Source organism: Nostoc sp. (assembly GCF_036919615.1).
In the GTDB taxonomy this organism is placed as follows: domain Bacteria; phylum Cyanobacteriota; class Cyanobacteriia; order Cyanobacteriales; family Nostocaceae; genus Nostoc.
In genome coordinates this window covers 113,130-129,095 of record NZ_JBALCN010000106.1, presented here as the reverse complement: position 1 = coordinate 129,095, position 15,966 = coordinate 113,130, and the positions used below count along the sequence as shown (strand labels likewise).

15 protein-coding genes and 3 pseudogenes are annotated in these 15,966 nt (G+C 40.2%); 16 read left to right on the top strand and 2 right to left on the bottom strand.

The genetic code is table 11. From position 1 onward, the window contains the following. Nucleotides 1–444: 444 nt before the first annotated feature. The 8 genes and pseudogenes from V7K48_RS33635 (at nucleotide 445) to V7K48_RS33600 (ending at nucleotide 9,109) form a co-directional block, all read left to right on the top strand. Complete coding sequence (locus V7K48_RS33635; protein ID WP_335079483.1) at nucleotides 445–1,728, top strand: proton extrusion protein PcxA; 1,284 nt, start codon at nucleotides 445–447, stop codon at nucleotides 1,726–1,728. Between the two features lie 117 nt (nucleotides 1,729–1,845). Further along, a complete protein-coding gene (locus V7K48_RS33630; protein WP_335079481.1) occupies nucleotides 1,846–2,322 on the top strand; it encodes a hypothetical protein in 477 nt (158 codons plus the stop codon). A gap of 964 nt (nucleotides 2,323–3,286) precedes the next feature. Then, nucleotides 3,287–4,157, top strand: a pseudogene (locus V7K48_RS33625) (polyphosphate kinase 2 family protein). Nucleotides 4,158–4,298: 141 nt separating this feature from the next. Beyond that, a pseudogene (locus V7K48_RS33620) lies at nucleotides 4,299–4,926 on the top strand (chemotaxis protein CheB). Between the two features lie 383 nt (nucleotides 4,927–5,309). Continuing rightward, on the top strand, nucleotides 5,310–7,205 hold the full coding sequence (locus V7K48_RS33615; RefSeq protein WP_335079479.1) for a CheR family methyltransferase: 1,896 nt from the start codon (nucleotides 5,310–5,312) through the stop codon (nucleotides 7,203–7,205). 349 nt (nucleotides 7,206–7,554) lie between these two features. Then, nucleotides 7,555–7,911 (top strand): response regulator, encoded by a 357-nt coding sequence (locus V7K48_RS33610; protein WP_335079477.1) that lies wholly within the window; start codon nucleotides 7,555–7,557, stop codon nucleotides 7,909–7,911. Nucleotides 7,912–8,165: 254 nt separating this feature from the next. Beyond that, nucleotides 8,166–8,686 (top strand): annotated as a pseudogene (locus V7K48_RS33605) (tRNA-(ms[2]io[6]A)-hydroxylase). Between the two features lie 18 nt (nucleotides 8,687–8,704). Then, nucleotides 8,705–9,109, top strand: coding sequence for a VOC family protein (locus tag V7K48_RS33600; protein WP_334976903.1), 405 nt, complete (start codon nucleotides 8,705–8,707; stop codon nucleotides 9,107–9,109). Nucleotides 9,110–9,419: 310 nt separating this feature from the next. Here V7K48_RS33600 and V7K48_RS33595 read toward each other — a convergent pair whose 3' ends face one another. Beyond that, the gene (locus V7K48_RS33595) at nucleotides 9,420–9,518 is read right to left on the bottom strand and encodes a PEP-CTERM sorting domain-containing protein (RefSeq protein ID WP_335079475.1); all 99 of its coding nucleotides are present in this window, start codon (nucleotides 9,516–9,518) and stop codon (nucleotides 9,420–9,422) included. A 512-nt stretch (nucleotides 9,519–10,030) separates the two neighbouring features. Between V7K48_RS33595 and V7K48_RS33590 the strand changes: the two genes are divergently transcribed. From V7K48_RS33590 to V7K48_RS33580, 3 genes are all read left to right on the top strand, one after another. Continuing rightward, entirely contained in the window at nucleotides 10,031–10,519 is a 489-nt protein-coding gene (locus tag V7K48_RS33590) for a GNAT family N-acetyltransferase (RefSeq protein WP_335079473.1), read from the top strand. Next, nucleotides 10,520–11,197 carry a ComF family protein gene (locus V7K48_RS33585; protein ID WP_335079470.1) on the top strand — a complete coding sequence of 226 codons (678 nt, stop codon included), beginning with the start codon at nucleotides 10,520–10,522 and terminating at the stop codon, nucleotides 11,195–11,197. An 86-nt stretch (nucleotides 11,198–11,283) separates the two neighbouring features. Then, a complete protein-coding gene (locus V7K48_RS33580) occupies nucleotides 11,284–11,739 on the top strand; it encodes a PPC domain-containing protein (RefSeq protein WP_335079468.1) in 456 nt (151 codons plus the stop codon). A gap of 117 nt (nucleotides 11,740–11,856) precedes the next feature. Here the strand turns inward: V7K48_RS33580 and cobS are convergent, their stop codons facing one another. Continuing rightward, a complete protein-coding gene (gene cobS, locus V7K48_RS33575) occupies nucleotides 11,857–12,636 on the bottom strand; it encodes an adenosylcobinamide-GDP ribazoletransferase (RefSeq protein ID WP_335079466.1) in 780 nt (259 codons plus the stop codon). Between the two features lie 376 nt (nucleotides 12,637–13,012). On the opposite strand from cobS, the gene V7K48_RS33570 reads away from it, so the two are divergent. The 5 genes from V7K48_RS33570 to psbM all read left to right on the top strand — a co-directional run bounded on the left by V7K48_RS33570 (nucleotide 13,013) and on the right by psbM (nucleotide 15,910). Further along, complete coding sequence (locus V7K48_RS33570; RefSeq protein WP_334976908.1) at nucleotides 13,013–13,465, top strand: hypothetical protein; 453 nt, start codon at nucleotides 13,013–13,015, stop codon at nucleotides 13,463–13,465. Between the two features lie 229 nt (nucleotides 13,466–13,694). Next, nucleotides 13,695–14,843, top strand: a complete 1,149-nt coding sequence (gene tgt, locus V7K48_RS33565; protein WP_335079464.1) for a tRNA guanosine(34) transglycosylase Tgt — start codon at nucleotides 13,695–13,697, stop codon at nucleotides 14,841–14,843. Between the two features lie 78 nt (nucleotides 14,844–14,921). After that, on the top strand, nucleotides 14,922–15,059 hold the full coding sequence (locus V7K48_RS33560; RefSeq protein ID WP_006195022.1) for a photosystem II reaction center protein K: 138 nt from the start codon (nucleotides 14,922–14,924) through the stop codon (nucleotides 15,057–15,059). Nucleotides 15,060–15,244: 185 nt separating this feature from the next. Continuing rightward, on the top strand, nucleotides 15,245–15,541 hold the full coding sequence (locus V7K48_RS33555) for a 2Fe-2S iron-sulfur cluster-binding protein (protein WP_335079462.1): 297 nt from the start codon (nucleotides 15,245–15,247) through the stop codon (nucleotides 15,539–15,541). A gap of 252 nt (nucleotides 15,542–15,793) precedes the next feature. Beyond that, a complete protein-coding gene (gene psbM, locus V7K48_RS33550; protein WP_084227279.1) occupies nucleotides 15,794–15,910 on the top strand; it encodes a photosystem II reaction center protein PsbM in 117 nt (38 codons plus the stop codon). Nucleotides 15,911–15,966 lie beyond the last annotated feature (56 nt).

The following is a 15,966-nucleotide window of genomic DNA, read 5'->3' as shown; positions in this document are numbered from 1 at the left end:
GCTCTGGTGCGAACGGGACATGGACTCTAAAAAGCTGCGCTATGCGCGGCATCGTCTCACGCCCCTTGCTACAATAGGGAGAAGACTGTGCTGGCTAACCAATGCACTGCCTCCCCCAGATCAAGCTGTAAAATGCAATGTTGATCTGTGTCACACTATTGACACATAATCTACACACCTTATTCATAATATTGAAATAAATTAATTTCTTATAGTTAATTTTTTGTTACAAAAACCAGAGCCACGATTTACTCTACTAGTTTTTTATCTTTACTTTTCATAAAAGTAAGTTAGCGTCATAAAACTAAACTATGTAAAGAAATCAAAATAATAGATTTATCTAATAAGTCTTGGGTAAGAGTTAATAATGTTTTTAACTAGTTGTTACTCATTTCCTTTGCTTATATAAATATAATAGACATTGTATAAATAGTCCTACAAGTAATGAAAAATCCATTTGCAAAAACACCAGCATTACTTCGGCGAAGGTTCAAAGAATACTTGCGATCGCTTAACTATTGGTTTTTAGATACACCAGAAAGGGCACTCTTAGAAGCTCAACAAGCAGCTCAAAGAATTAAAAACATTGAAATAGAACATTTTGGTAACCAAAAAATATCATCAGAATCAGTAAATTATACTGAAAATGTGATGTCTTACTGGCAAGTATACCTTGATAAAAATTTAACTATTATCAAGATCAGGCTTGCGGAATTCCGGCTTAGTCGGGGAATTGCCAATATCTCGAATCCTATTTTATTAGAAAAGTTAAAGGTTATTGATGAAGTTGTAGAGAAGTATGCTATCAAAGATAAACTAATTAGCAATAGCACATTAGAGTCAACTTCTCAACTTCTAAAAACTAATCGTAGCGAAATTAAAAAACAGCTAGATTTAAATGATATTAATGATATTCAAGCAACACCTCCATCTCAAAACCCTGGAGTGTTTCCGAATTCTATAGGAGAAACAGTTAATAAAATTAAAGCAAATCTCACTCCGCAAGCAGAAGAAGAATTTATGAGAAATTACCGAATTTCTCGAAATCGGACAAAAACTGCTCTGAGATTTTTACTAACTCTAATTCTTGTCCCACTTTTAACTTATATTTTATCTAAACAATTTTTAGTAATTCCCATATTAGAAAAGATTAGAGGAGATAATCAAATTCAAGTTTTCATTAATTCCGATATGGAAAAAGAAGCTATCCATGAATTACATAATTTTGAGCAAGCATTAAGATTGGAATATTTACTCAATCATGCGCCTTCACTTTCTTCAGAGGGAATTCAAGAAAAAATTAAAGACAAAGCAATGGAAATTGCTGAGGAATTTAATGTTAAAAGTAATGGCGCTCTTAGCAATGTTTTTGCAGATTTAATCTCACTAACTTCTTTTAGCATAATCATCGCTTTAAGCAAAAGAGAAATTGTGATGTTCAAGTCTTTTATGGATACTATTGTCTATGGACTCAGCGATAGTGCTAAGGCTTTTTTAATTATTTTGGTTACAGATATATTTGTAGGATTTCACTCACCAGATGGGTGGGAAGTCATTCTCGAAGGATTTGGAGAACATTTAGGTTTGCCAGCTAATAGAAATGTAATCTTTTTCTTTATTGCAACATTTCCTGTAATTTTAAATACTATTTTTAAATACTGGATATTCCGCTATTTAAGTCGCTTATCTCCGTCAGCATTAGCTACATTAAAAGAGATGGACGAATAATTGATAGTTCGTAATACCTTACAGTTATGCTTTCCCATAGGGTATTACGAATTATTTTGACGCATTTGTCTTCTGATTCGCTAGGCTATGTATATCCTGGTTCTTTCGAGGCGTGCTATGGATTTTGAAAGCAAAACCAATGCCCCAACTGCTACAGACAACATAGAGTTTGCTCAACCAACTACTACCCGTAAGCCACTAGAATTGTTGCGAGATACTGAGGCTTTGCTACGTCGCCCAACTGTAGCAACACTGTCATCGATTTTGCCACCAAAACTGAGCAATAGATTCCAAGCAACCTCATCTTTGGCAGATGATTCCTTTAAGGAACTGGCAGAAATTGATCTAGACAGTATTAGTGATTTTGAACTGCGATTTGTACGAATTTGTGTTGGCTTTAGCTTTGTTGGTTTTGGAGCGCTGATGATATTAATGCTGCTGCTATACTTAAATACGTTGCGTCCAAAACTCAGTACGGTTGAACAGATTCGGCAATATTGGTATCAATATGTTTGGTTTGTTAGTTTAGGTGTCACGGGGATGTTTATGTTGGGCCGTGAAGCGATGCGTCCTATGCCAAGGCGACAGAAATAATTCGTAATTTATAATGACGCTCATTCTTTGCTAACGCTTCTCTACCAGACGCTGCGCGTAGCTTGCTTCCCCGTAGGGGTACACTATCGCTACGAGAAGACAGTAATTCGTAATTAAGTTTTATAACGCGATTTAGAAAGATGCACAAAACTTGTTAGGACTTACGCAAAATATCTCTGAAACTCTGATTTCTCCGTGTCGCGCCAGTTGCTTTAAGTCGGGGAACCCGCCCAACGCACTGGCTTCTCTGCGACTCTGCGGTAGCCTGCGGCAAGCCGCTTCTCTACGTTCGCGCAGCGTGTCGCAGACAGACGCTCCGCGAATGCGTCTACGTTATTCCGTAACTGGTGCGTAAGTCCTATTGTTGATGATCAAGAGGGAGACTTAAACCACCAGAATTGATTAAAAATTATAAATTTTGATTCCAAATTTGGGTTCTACCGCTCCCTTTATCCTCTACGGTATACACAAGTTCTAAAAACCCAGCTTGATCAGGCTTTCCTCGTTCCCATGCTTCACATGAATGCATTTCTATTGCTCTGCATAGGAACGAGAGAACAATGGTCAATCGAGCTTTTTTCGACTTGTGTGTACACCGTAGCATGAAAATTCCGGTTTTATCAGGAAGCTTCAAAACTTGAAAACCCAGTCTTTCTAGAGAACATAGCCTAGAAGCCCATTTAATTTATTAAAGTCCATAATAAAAGCAGCGATAGAGCTAAAATTATTTAATTAATAAATAATAATTTTTAAAAAATATTACTTCAAAATGTGCTTGGGTATAAGAGGATGTCTGAGAAGTATCAAATATTTGTTGATCCCCCCTAACCCCCCTTAAAAAAGGGGGAATAAGAATCTCAAAGTCCCCCTTAAAAAGGGGGATTTAGGGGGATCTCCAAGGGTTAGGTGTATACAAAAAAACTTTTCAGACATCCTCTAAGCAGCCATTATAAAATTTTATATTATGAATCACGATGCTTTCATTGTCACACCAGGTTCAAAGATTTCTTTAAAAAAAAAACTACGATCCAGCTTATAAAACTGATTTTGATCAAAAAAGTGATGCTGCAACCAGATTAAAGACAGACATTGAACGATTAGCAAATTACCAAAATATTCTCTATGCTCAAAACACCTATGCATTGCTGATTATTTTTCAGGCAATGGATGCTGCTGGCAAAGATAGCACAATTAAACACGTGACTTCTGGTGTGAACCCGCAAGGATTTCAAGTGTTTAGTTTTAAGGGGCCCAGTGCAGAAGAATTAGACCATGACTACATGTGGCGAACAACCAAGGCTTTGCCAGAAAGAGGTCGAATTGGGATATTCAACCGTTCATACTATGAAGAAGTACTTGTGGTTCGTGTCCATCCAGAAATGCTTAAGAAACAGCAACTTCCCCACTTCCCTCAAGGAAATAAGATATGGAAGCAGCGCTTTGAAGAAATCAATAACTTTGAAAAATATTTGGTTGATAATGGTGTGATCATCCTGAAGTTTTTTCTGAATGTCTCCAAGTCAGAGCAGAAAAAACGCTTCTTACAACGGATTGAATCTCCAGATAAAAATTGGAAGTTTTCAGATAGCGATGTCCAAGAACGAGCTTTTTGGGATGATTATATGAATGCTTATGAGGAAGTTTTTAACTATACTAGTACTAAATGGGCACCGCGGTATATTATTCCTGCAGATCGCAAATGGTTTACACGCCTAACCGTTGCCAACATCATCTGCAAAAAATTACAAGAACTAAATCTGCAATACCCAACAGTTAGTGAGGAGCATAGCCAGCAACTTTTACAGGCAAAACGCATTCTGGAGCAGGAAGATTAAGACATGAACTTAAATTATTTAAGTAAAAATCAAAAAATGCTGAAGTAATTTTTGGTATATATATTATAATATAATTTATTTAGATAATAATTAAAGATTGTAACTTCAGAAGCTTAGTCGATAGTCGTAGCCGCAAAATACATGATTAAGATGTTAAAAAATGTCAACAATCATTCATCTGAGTTTATTAATACTACCTTTAATATTGTGGCGATCGCAAGCATCAGCAGGTGGTCTGACCGCTTTAGTTAATGTGCTATCGAATATACCCGCAGAATTTACAGCTGCGATCACCATTGTCCAACACCTTGGCCCCCAATACCGCTCGTTAATGGCAGAAATTCTGACTCGGCGTACGGATATTATCGTCAAACAGGCAGAAGAAGGAGATCGCCTTATCCCAGGAACGGCTTACGTTGCCCCACCTAATCGTCACCTGTTGGTTAACGGTGACGGTACACTTTCCTTATCACAGTCGGAATTAGTACATTTTTTACGTCCTTCGGCTGACCTGTTATTTGAATCGGTTGCAGCTACTTACAAACACAGAGCGATCGCTGTTGTGCTAAGTGGAACGGGTCACGACGGTGCGATGGGGGTAAAAGCGATTAAAAAAATGGGCGGTATTGTCATTGTCCAAAGCATAAAAACCTCCGAATTTACCGGGATGCCCTCTGCTGCAATTCAAACTGGCAACGTAGATTTTATTCTTCCCCTTGATGAAATCTCCAGCCTCCTGGTGACTTTGGTCATGAGAGAATCTGAATAAGCTCAGAGGATGTTTGAAAAGTATTGTTGGTAATAGCAAAACCTCCTAAACCTAACACCTCAAGCCTTCCTGATGTCTAATGTTCGCGCAGCGGCACAAAGTGCGAGAATGGGATTTCAAAGCCTCTCAGGAGTGGGAACTCCAAGTCCCGTCTGGGGATTGGGGGAAGACGTTTGGAGAGGAGTTTATAGTAGACTTTGCAACTTTTCAAACATTTTCTGAAGGCTGAGGGGCAGAGGGGATATGTTTTAGAATACAACTTGGTGTAAACATAGTTTAATGAGTTTTTGATTCTCATTAATGGGGCTTAGAACTCTGTTAATGAGTCTTTGATACTCAAAGGACCCAGTTCAAACTCAACTCCTCTGCCCTCACCCTAACCTATGACTTCCACAGAAAAAGACCTAGAATTTGAAAATCTACTAACTTACCTCAGACAAAGCCGGGGATTTGATTTTACAGGCTATAAGCGCTCGACTTTGATGCGTCGGGTATCCAAGCGGATAGACTTATTGAGCATAGAGAATTTTGTAGATTATCTAGACTATTTAGAAGTTCATCCAGAAGAATTCAATTATCTTTTCAACACTATCTTAATTAACGTCACCGCTTTTTTTCGAGATTTATCAGCTTGGGAATATCTAGCAGAGCAAATACTGCCTAATCTGATTAAGAATAAAAAAACTTCTGACCCAATTCGCATCTGGAGCGCTGGCTGTGCTTCTGGAGAAGAAGCTTATACCTTGGCAATATTGATAGCTGAAATATTGGGAGTAGAGCAATTTCGCCAACGAGTGAAAATCTACGCTACAGATGTAGACGAAGAAGCTCTCAGTCAGGCACGTCTTGCTTTGTATTCAACAAAAGATATCCAGACGGTGCCAGATGAGCTACGGCAGAAATACTTTGATCTTGTCGGTAACCGCTATGGCTTCCGCTCAGACTTACGCCGCTCAGTGATTTTTGGTCGCCACGATCTGCTTCAGGATGCGCCCATTTCGCGCTTAGATTTGCTGGTCAGCCGCAATACATTAATGTATTTTAATTCTGAGACTCAAGGGCGAATTCTATCCCGGTTTCATTTTGGACTAAATTATGCAGGCTATCTGTTTTTGGGGAAAGCAGAGATGCTATTGATGTATTCTGGTCTGTTTACACCAATAGATTTAAAAAACAGGATATTTACTAAGATATCGTCGGTGAATATGCGCGATCGCCTCTTAGTTACGGGAAATTCAGTATATGAAGAATCTAGCAAGCGTTTGTCTCGACAGCTCCGACTGCGAGACATGGGTTTTGACACAGTATCAATCGCCCAAATAGTCATTGATAACACTGGCATTTTGGTAATGATGAGCGAGCAGGCGCGGACTTTGTTCGCCCTTTCCATCAAAGATTTAGCTCGTCCCTTCCAGGATCTAGAACTTTCCTATCGACCAATTGAGTTGCGATCGCTAATTGAACGGGCTTATACTGAACGCCGCCCTGTCAACCTGACAAATGTAGAGCGCTATTTGCCAAACTCAGAAAAGCAATATCTGGATGTGATAATTACGCCTTTGCAAGATATTGACACCAATTTATTAGGGGTCAGCATTGCCTTTCATGATGTCAGCCGTTACATTAAACTTCAAGAGGCGCTGCAACGCTCCCAACAGGAATTAGAAACTGCCAACGAAGAACTGCAATCTACCAATGAAGAATTAGAAACCACCAACGAAGAATTACAATCTACCAATGAAGAATTAGAAACCACCAACGAAGAACTGCAATCTACCAATGAAGAATTGGAGACGATGAATGAAGAATTACAATCTACTAATGAAGAATTACAGACAATTAATCACGAACTCAGCAATCGCACCTCAGAACTCAATAACACTAATACTTCCCTGATCTCTATTCTCAAAAGTCTCCAAAGTGGAATAGTGGTAATTGACAGCAGCTTTAATATCTCAATTTGGAATTATATGGCAGAAGATTTATGGGGCTTGCGAACTGATGAAGTTCTAGGACAATCTATCTTTAGCTTAGACATTGGGCTACCCGTCGAGCAGTTGCGATCGTCCATTCGCGAATCCCTATCCAAGAAAAAGCAGTTTGAAGAAATGATCATCGACGCTACCAATCGTCGGGGTAGGGAAATAAAATGTTACGTGGCAATTACTCTCCTGCTTGGCCTTGACATACAGGGAGTAATTTTAATGATGGTAGATGTAGATAAAGTCACTAGTATGATTTCTACTCAAGATATAAAGGAACGGCGGCAGGAAAAATGAACAAGGGAAGGGAGGTAGAGGAGGCAGGAGAGATAAATCCTACTGAATTCTGACTCCTGAATTCTGAATTCTTCTTGATAAAAATGCTTAAAGGAACTGTATTATGTTAAACTATTCCTTCTTTTGTGCGCTTTACTTAAGGAAAGGTCAGTTTTCCTCCTGACTTTCTGGCAGAACTAACTGCGATCGCTTACATTGATGGGCATTATCAACAGCCACGGCGGTTTTGTAGAAGTAGCCAGCCAGTCAGGTAGGAATTGGGACTAAATTCCAAGTATACCTGCCAAGCAAGGAGGGCAGCACTTCTCAAGTAATAGATGAGATAGAACTGCCAACAGGTGAGGGAGAATTGATTTTAGTTGTCGATGATGAAGTAGCGATCACTCAGATCACTAAAACCACACTGGAAATGTATAACTACAAGGTATTGACTGCCCAAAATGGGATTGAGGCTCTTGCCCTTTACAATCAGCACAAAGATGAAATTAGGCTGGTGTTGATCGATATGATGATGCCGTTAATGGATGGGGAAACAGCCATCCGTACCTTACAAATCATCAACCCGCAAGTGCAAATTATTGCCATGAGTGGATTAGCTACGGCTGAGGCATTAGTACAAACTAAGGGTATTGGTATCCAAGGCTTTTTAGCGAAACCCTTCACCGCCAATCAATTATTGAACTTTATCCAAAAAATCTTCCGTTAAAATCTATTTGCTGGACTATTTAACTAAATTAAAATTCTGGAGTTTTGTGATGTGTTTACTCAGTTACCGACTATTAACGTCCTGAAACAGCCCACTAGTACATTGGGTGCGTAAATAAATATATCATACCCTCCGGGAAGCCTCTCTGCGTCTACAAAATGTCGCAAGAGCAAGGAATACAACTCTTTTGACTTTTGACTTTTGATTTTTGACTTCCGCAGAGCGGTACTAGCTCTGCTTGGGTTGAACAAGCGATTGCTAACTTAGACATCATCATTACTTGACCACTCCCACTGTGAAACGCAAAGCAGCAGGCGTAGCCTTGAACTTAATGTTTCGCTACCCTTCCAATACTAAAATAGTGCGGGAACTGACTGCGATCGCCCGCGAAGAACTAGAACACTTTGAACTAGTTAACCAATGGTTAGAACGCTGGAATATTCCCTGATCACCGCCTCCATACAGCGCTCTTTTAAAGGCTCAAGTCCGCTCTAAAGAACCTGAGCGATTTCTGGATTCCTTGCTAGTCACTGGTTTAATTGAAGCTCGCTTTCATGAACGCCTGGAACTATAAGCTGCTCACTGTCCAGAACCAGAGTTAGCAAAATTTTATCGGGGGCTAATAGCATCCGAAGCGCGTCACTACGGTATATATTGGGTTTTAGCTGCTACTTACTTCGACAGAGAAATTGTCATGCAACGGCTTGATGAATTAGCAATTGTCGAAAGTGAGTTGCTGGTGACTTTGCACCCAGAACCTAGAATTCACAGTTAGTAGACTAAGGCAACAGATATGAAGCTTCAGCTAACACACCTGAGACTGCTTGTCTCCAACTACAAAGATTCTTTTCTGTTCTACCGGGATCTGCTGAAATTTGATGTCGATTGGGGCGATGAAGATAGCGGATATGCTGAGTTTAATACCGGATATCTCAAGTTGGGTTTGTTCAAAAAAGAATTAATGGCTGAAGTAGTCCCAAGAATTGAACAGCCTTCATATGTTGCCAATCGAGATAAAATTGTCTTGATTTTCGCAGTCGATAACGTGGATGAGGTCTATAAGCAAGTAAAAGATCACAATGCGATCGTTGTGACTCAACCACAAGATCGCCCAGACTGGGGAATTCGCACAGCTCATTTTCGCGATCCTGATGGCAATCTCATCGAAATCTACAACAATCTAGGAATTGTCAGTTAAAAGTTTGCTGCCAACAACTATCCAATATCTGAACCACAAACTTGGCTCTAAGAGGATGTTTATAAAGTCTAATTTATTACTCACCTGGGCGACTAGAAGTCCATTGGTGTCAACTTAAGCGTAAACCCCTTTAAAACCTCGTTTCCAACCAGAGGCTGGAAAATTGCCCTATCAATAGGGGACGTATTTGTAATACGTCCCCTATAAATTTTAGGCATTTCTAGCCTTCCAAATTTTTTGGTCATTAAAGCTAGAATAATGTTTAATTACAGTTCTAATCAGGCTAGCTTCGACTATTCAGGTTCACTGTCTATGTAGATGCTGGCTTTTTCTTCAGGACTCTATTCATCAAACCAACTACCAACATACTGAAAATTGCACCAGGCTCAGGAATAGCAGTTGCTGTCAAACTGACCTTCCTTATAATCCATCCAAGTTTTAATCTGTAGCTTACACTTAATACGTAGCTAAATAAAAAATTACTGCTAATTTAAAAATCCTTCTCTAATAAGACCTTCAAGTACCAATTATAAATAGATGTAACCTCTGGGAATGTTTTTTAATAATGATAATCAATGGCAGGGGGGTAAGACAAGTAATATTTGTCTTACCTCTTTTTGATCAAGAGCTATTTAAGTATATTAACTGATTGACAAAAGTTACATTTCCTTAAAAATCTTACGAATGATGAAGAATTAGAAATATAAAAACTCGATTACTGGCAAGAATACACCTGACTAGGCGTTGATGATGTAGATGTAGAGCCAATTTATTTGGTGAAGATGACTTTTTTCAGCACTGCTAGAATTCACACCTTGAGAGTACCGCCTGAAATCGACTCTGCAAGAATTGCTATTTGCTGGGTAAATTGGGATATAGATGCGGAAAAATTTTCTGTGTAAACTTGACCAGCAAATGGTAATGAAAAACTATTATCAAGATTTTTTAATTCGTGATTGGGTGGAAAGCGATCGCACAAGAGCCGCCGAAGTCATCAGTTATGTATTATCAGAATACGGTCTGGGTTGGGAACCCAAGGTTGCTGACCGAGATGTGCTGCAAGTAGAGGAATGTTATTTAGCTACAGGGGGAGAGTTTTGGGTAATTGAACACCAAAGCCAGTTAGTAGGTACTGGAGCATACTACCCGATACACCGAGGTAAAAAAGCTGTAGAAATCCGCAAAATGTATCTTTTGCCCAGCATTAGGGGTTTGGGATTAGGGAAATATTTGTTACAACAGCTAGAAGCAGCGATCGCAAAGCGTGGTTTTGGGCAAATTTGGATTGAAACCGCCAGCGTTTTGGTGGAAGCAGTCAAGCTATATGAAAGCAATGGCTACACTCCAGCAACAGGAGTAGAAACAACAAGATGCGATCGCGTGTATGTTAAATTCCTTAACCAGCCCTAAATGCACACTTGGATTCAAAATCTCACAGGCTTACTCAATCTTTTTCTCCAATCTCATTGCCCCCTGTGTCAACGTGCAACTTCCCAAGAATTCTGTGATAACTGCATTAGACAACTGCAAAAATGTCAACGTAAAGACCCGATTTCTCTATGGCAAGAGCCAATACCAGTGTTTGGCTGGGGGGAGTATGGTGGCCCTGTGAAACGGGCGATCGCAGCGATGAAATACGAAAATCAGCCCCAAATAGCTCGTCCTTTGGGTCAATGGTTAGGAGAAGCATGGTTGTTAAATTCACCGAGACGAGATAGCCAGCCTGTGGTAGTTCCCATCCCACTCCACGCTAGCAAGCAAAAGCAACGTAAATACAATCAAGCCGCACTGATAGCACAAAGCTTCTGCGAAATCACTGGATTAAAATTGAAACTAAATGGTTTAGCAAGAGTACGAGAAACTGAAGCGCAGTTTGGTTTGTCGCTATCTAAACGAGAAAAAAACTTGGACAAAGCTTTTGCTGTTGGCCAAGTTTTTCGCGATCATCCCCCAAATGCCCCAGTGCTGTTAGTGGACGACATTTATACTACTGGTGCTACTGCCAGGTCTGCTGTGCAAACACTTCGTCAGTATGGAATTGTGGTCTTAGGATTAGTAGCTGTAGCCACTGTAGTCAAAGACGGATAAATCAAGAAGTAATGGCAAGCTTTGGCTTAAAAGTGGATAAATTGACCAATTTACGCTATTTTTGTAGGAAAATTCCTTGAAGTGTTATGAATAAAGTTTTTGCGGCGGGTTTAAAACAACTCACTATCATTCCTGCCACATTGCTGGCAATAGGCATAAGTACAAGTGCAGCTTTTGCTCAGAATAAGTTGTATAGTCCAATCCCTTTACCTAACAGTACTGAAATTACTGATAGCCTCTCAGACAAAGACATTCCTACAGGTCAAGGTGGGTTTGCCCGTGATTACACAGTGAAGTTGCAGAAGGGCGATAATTTAGCAGTTGACCTGTCATCTGAAAACTTTGACAGCATCATCACACTACTAGCACCTGATGGATCAACTGTGGCAGAAAACGATGATGGCCCTGATGGTAGTAGCAATTCCCTACTATTTACTCGCATCGTAGAGACAGGGAATTATGTTATTCGTGTCCGGTCTTTTGGGGAAACTGGGGTTGGGGCTTTTAAACTCAAAGTGACAAAGCTGCAACCGATTAAATAAAGTTAGGAGTCATTCAATTTTGGATTTTAGATTTTAGATTTTAGATTTTTTCTTCAATCCAAAATTCAAAATTCAAAATCTAAAATTGACAGAGTTTGGAGTTTGGATTTTTAACTCCTAACTTCCTACAGTGGTCAGCACGCAAAGAAATAAGGCTTCAGTCCACTCAACGACTGCGCCGTAGGTATCTCCAGTGTGTCCACCTAGTTTGTGGTTGAACCACGCACCAGTTAAAGTAGCGATCGCACTTCCAACAACTATCATTGTCAGTGCGAGAAATAGCTGCTGTTTATCTATCAGCACAACTAAACTACTCAAACCAAACAACAACAACAATCCTGGTAACAAATCTTTGTAAGAACGAATGGCTTGTTTGTGAAATGCACCTTTGCCAGTTGGTTTGAGATAAGGGTATCGCGCGATCGCCAGCTGTTGTCCCCAACGTCCCCACCCACAAGCAGCCATTAGCAATAACCAACGGTTTTCTGGCATATCTGTCAAGGCAGTTATTTTCAGTATCACCAAGGCGATCGCTGCCATTGCCCCAAAGGCACCTGTAGCACTATCTGCCATCACCTCCAATCGCCGATCTGGGTCGCCCACTGCCAAACCATCGGCAGTATCCATTGCGCCATCCAAGTGCAGTCCTCCAGTTATGGCAATCCAAACACTTACTACCAAAGCACTACGAGTTAACACTGGTATACCAATAGAATCCATTCCCGTATCCAGTAACCCTAAAATTCCCCCAATTATTAACCCTACAAGCGAAGCAAGACGCGCCACTCCTCGAAAGTCTAATCCGTTCAAATCTGGTAGTGGGATACTAGTGTAAAATATGATACTAGCTGCCAGCTTTAACAGCAGCTTTTTCCACCACTGTTGCTGTTTCGTCATCTGAATTAGATTAATATTTGGTAAATTACTGGATAATAGTCTTGATTTCGGTACAACCGACATGAGCAGACTTTAAAATTTTAGATAAGATTTACTTCTATTAGATATTCTGCTTGAAAATTTTGTTATGCTGTTCTAAGTAGTAAATAAACAATTCTGAGTATTTTTTATACTAAAGACAAAGGATTCAGGAAATTAAAATTCCATCAAGGATCAAAATTTGTGTTTTGTATTCGTTAATTAAAAACTTACTCCAAATTATTAGACGATTGCTCCACAAAATTGATATTTTTTTAAATGTAGGGAGTAAACAAGCTATTCAATTATGACAGTTTAGCTATGTTGTCTCTCTCTTTAGCTCAATCGCTATTTTCCTATGAGTCACCATCTACCCGACACCAGGATACCAGCTCCGTGCATTATTAACACGGGGATCATTGTGAATAAGCTCGACATCCGGCGATTGCTGGCAGATTTAGGTCGAGTCCATTACATCTACACCCAAGAAGATAAGGTACTGAGCGAGGGGGAAGGGGATGTGATGGAAGTTTTTGCTAATCCGCAAAGGTCTACCTTAGTTGCTAACCATGCACTATATTTGAATGTTTGTAGTTTTGATTATTTGGAACTCAAACAATCGTCGCAACAAGAAACCTATTTCGATTTGATCCAAGAAGGGGTGTGTCTGCGGTTGATTCCCCGCTCAACCCCTCTACAAGAGCGACGAGAGCGAAACTTCAATGTCAGCGCCATAGAAGCGATGATGGAGCAAGTACTCTCAGCCAGGTGGGATGCAGAAATTGATGATGACTGCTCTGATTCTTTCTAAAATAGCGACTTTGTATCCCAAATTTTATCTGAGGCTGCGCTTTATTCATGTAAAGGCAATTTATGATGTGATCGAGATTTAAATGCAAATTTGAATTTGGAGAAGGCGGCCAGATCGGTCGTGTCAGTCTGTGGATTGGATCGTGCCGACACTTCCAAGTTGAAGCAGAAAGAAAATGTGAGCAATTGTTAGCATTTTTAGATCGGCATCTTCAACAATTCAAAATGGCATGAGTGCGAATTTTTCTTTTCAATGTCTTGCTTGCTGTAGTCAGACAAAAGCTAGAGCAGGAGTGTTTTTTACTCCTCACGGTGTTGTAGAAACCCCCAGATTTATGCCCGTGGGAACGCTGGCAAATGTCAAAACTATTACCCCATCTCAGTTACGAGATACTGGGGCGCAAATGATCTTATCCAATACTTATCATCTTCACCTACAACCAGGAGAAGCGATCGTGGCTGGGGGTGGTGGGTTGCACAAATTTATGGGTTGGAACGGGCCGATGCTCACAGATTCGGGTGGGTTTCAGGTGTTCAGTTTAAGCGAGATGCGAAAAATTACTGAAGAAGGCGTAACTTTTCGCTCACCCCATGATGGACAAATTATTAACTTAACACCAGAGCGCTCCATTGAAATTCAAAATACTTTGGGGGCAGATGTGATTATGGCATTTGATGAGTGTCCGCCCTACCCAGCGACTCGCCAAGAGGTAGAAACTGCAACTGAGCGCACTTACCGCTGGTTAGAACGCTGCATAACGGCTCATCAACACAGTGAGCAGGCTTTGTTTGGGATTGTGCAGGGGGGTGTGTATTTGGATTTGCGTTGCCATGCAGCTGAAGCTTTGGCTAAGTTGGATTTGCCTGGATATGCTATTGGTGGCGTCAGTGTGGGAGAACCGCCAGAATTGATAGCTGAGATTGTAAAAGTCACAGCACCGCTTCTACCCCCCGAAAAACCGCGTTACTTGATGGGTGTGGGTACTTATCGGGAAATGGCGATCGCGATCGCATCTGGTGTAGATTTATTTGATTGCGTAATTCCCACCCGCTGGGCCAGACATGGGACGGCAATAGTCCAGGGCGGACGCTGGAATTTAAAAAATGCTAAGTTTCGGGAAGATTTTACGCCATTAGACGAAACTTGTCCCTGCTACACTTGTCAAAATTTTAGCCGTGCTTACGTATCTCATTTAGTGCGATCGCAGGAAATTTTAGCTTACACCTTGTTGAGCATTCACAACATTACCGAACTAATTCGCTTTACCCAAAAGATTAGAGAAGCAATATTGAGCGATCGTTTTGCCACAGAATTTGGTCATTGGCTCAACTCATCTGAATCAGCACCAAATGAAGGAGAAATTACAAATGACTATTGACAAATGATCAAGACCCAAAGCATGTTAAGATATTTCTCAATTATGAAAGCTGTGTTGGATAGGTGGATTTAAACAAACATGGAAGCAGCACTTTTATTAGCAAAACTGCCAGAAGCTTACCAAATCTTTGATCCTTTGGTGGACGTTCTCCCAGTTATCCCTGTATTCTTCTTATTGCTTGCTTTCGTTTGGCAAGCAGCCGTGGGATTTAGGTAAGTTAATCTATTTTTCAATTTATAGGACAGGTGATCTACCTGTCCTATTTTTTTTGTGGCATAATATTTTCTAAGATTAATATTTATTAATATTTTGTAATGAATTAATATAATAAATAAGATGTGAATCAAGCCATGTCAATATGAAGCCTTGAAAGCCAAGCTTAGGTCAAGCAGGAATTAATTATGGGTAATATCAAATTCGTTAAAGAAAATAAAGAAGTAGTGGTGGCGGATGGTGCAAATCTCCGGCTCAAGGCGATGCAAAATGGTATTGATATATATACATTGATTGGCAAGATGACGAATTGCGGTGGCAATGGTCAATGTGGGACTTGCGTTGTCCAGATAGTCGAAGGACTAGAAAATCTTTCTCCCCGCACAGACGTAGAAAACCGGAAATTCAAGAAAAAGCCGGAAAATTATCGCCTTGCCTGTCAAACTTTAGTGAATAGCTCAGTCAGTGTAGTCACCAAGCCTTAAGTTCTCAAATCTGTCATTGCTTCAATTTGTATCCAGTCAGTAGTCAAAATACTTATACCAATTCTTTGTGAAACTGCACAAAATCAGGCTTGGCCAGAGTTGGGGCAAAATTCCTTTGTTCTGGAGCAACCTCACAGGTAATCAACCGATATTACCAAAATTGAGTTTCCTAATTTTGAATTGGTATAACTCTGTCATCGATAATGCTATCCTAATGTTGTTGACTGGAAATTTAAGAGAGGCTTTCTTGCCATGCAAGTTAATGACCTGGGGTTCATAGCGAGCATTTTGTTCGTACTGGTTCCCGCTGTGTTTTTACTAATTCTGTACATCCAAACTGCTAGCCGCGAAGGTGGAAAAGATAGTTAAGAATTTGTGTATAAAATAAATAACCCCTACACTACTGGTGCAGGGGTTTTTATTTA

What these genes read in the sequence shown, in the direction of transcription:
- V7K48_RS33635 (WP_335079483.1), top strand. Translation starts at nt 445, where the DNA reads ATGAAAAATCCATTTGCAAAAACACCAGCATTACTTCGGCGAAGGTTC.
- V7K48_RS33630 (WP_335079481.1), top strand. Translation starts at nt 1,846, where the DNA reads ATGGATTTTGAAAGCAAAACCAATGCCCCAACTGCTACAGACAACATA.
- V7K48_RS33615 (WP_335079479.1), top strand. Translation starts at nt 5,310, where the DNA reads ATGACTTCCACAGAAAAAGACCTAGAATTTGAAAATCTACTAACTTAC.
- V7K48_RS33600 (WP_334976903.1), top strand. Translation starts at nt 8,705, where the DNA reads ATGAAGCTTCAGCTAACACACCTGAGACTGCTTGTCTCCAACTACAAA.
- V7K48_RS33590 (WP_335079473.1), top strand. Translation starts at nt 10,031, where the DNA reads ATGAAAAACTATTATCAAGATTTTTTAATTCGTGATTGGGTGGAAAGC.
- V7K48_RS33585 (WP_335079470.1), top strand. Translation starts at nt 10,520, where the DNA reads ATGCACACTTGGATTCAAAATCTCACAGGCTTACTCAATCTTTTTCTC.
- V7K48_RS33580 (WP_335079468.1), top strand. Translation starts at nt 11,284, where the DNA reads ATGAATAAAGTTTTTGCGGCGGGTTTAAAACAACTCACTATCATTCCT.
- cobS (WP_335079466.1), bottom strand. Translation starts at nt 12,636, where the DNA reads ATGACGAAACAGCAACAGTGGTGGAAAAAGCTGCTGTTAAAGCTGGCA.
- V7K48_RS33570 (WP_334976908.1), top strand. Translation starts at nt 13,013, where the DNA reads ATGAGTCACCATCTACCCGACACCAGGATACCAGCTCCGTGCATTATT.
- tgt (WP_335079464.1), top strand. Translation starts at nt 13,695, where the DNA reads ATGAGTGCGAATTTTTCTTTTCAATGTCTTGCTTGCTGTAGTCAGACA.
- V7K48_RS33560 (WP_006195022.1), top strand. Translation starts at nt 14,922, where the DNA reads ATGGAAGCAGCACTTTTATTAGCAAAACTGCCAGAAGCTTACCAAATC.
- V7K48_RS33555 (WP_335079462.1), top strand. Translation starts at nt 15,245, where the DNA reads ATGGGTAATATCAAATTCGTTAAAGAAAATAAAGAAGTAGTGGTGGCG.
- psbM (WP_084227279.1), top strand. Translation starts at nt 15,794, where the DNA reads ATGCAAGTTAATGACCTGGGGTTCATAGCGAGCATTTTGTTCGTACTG.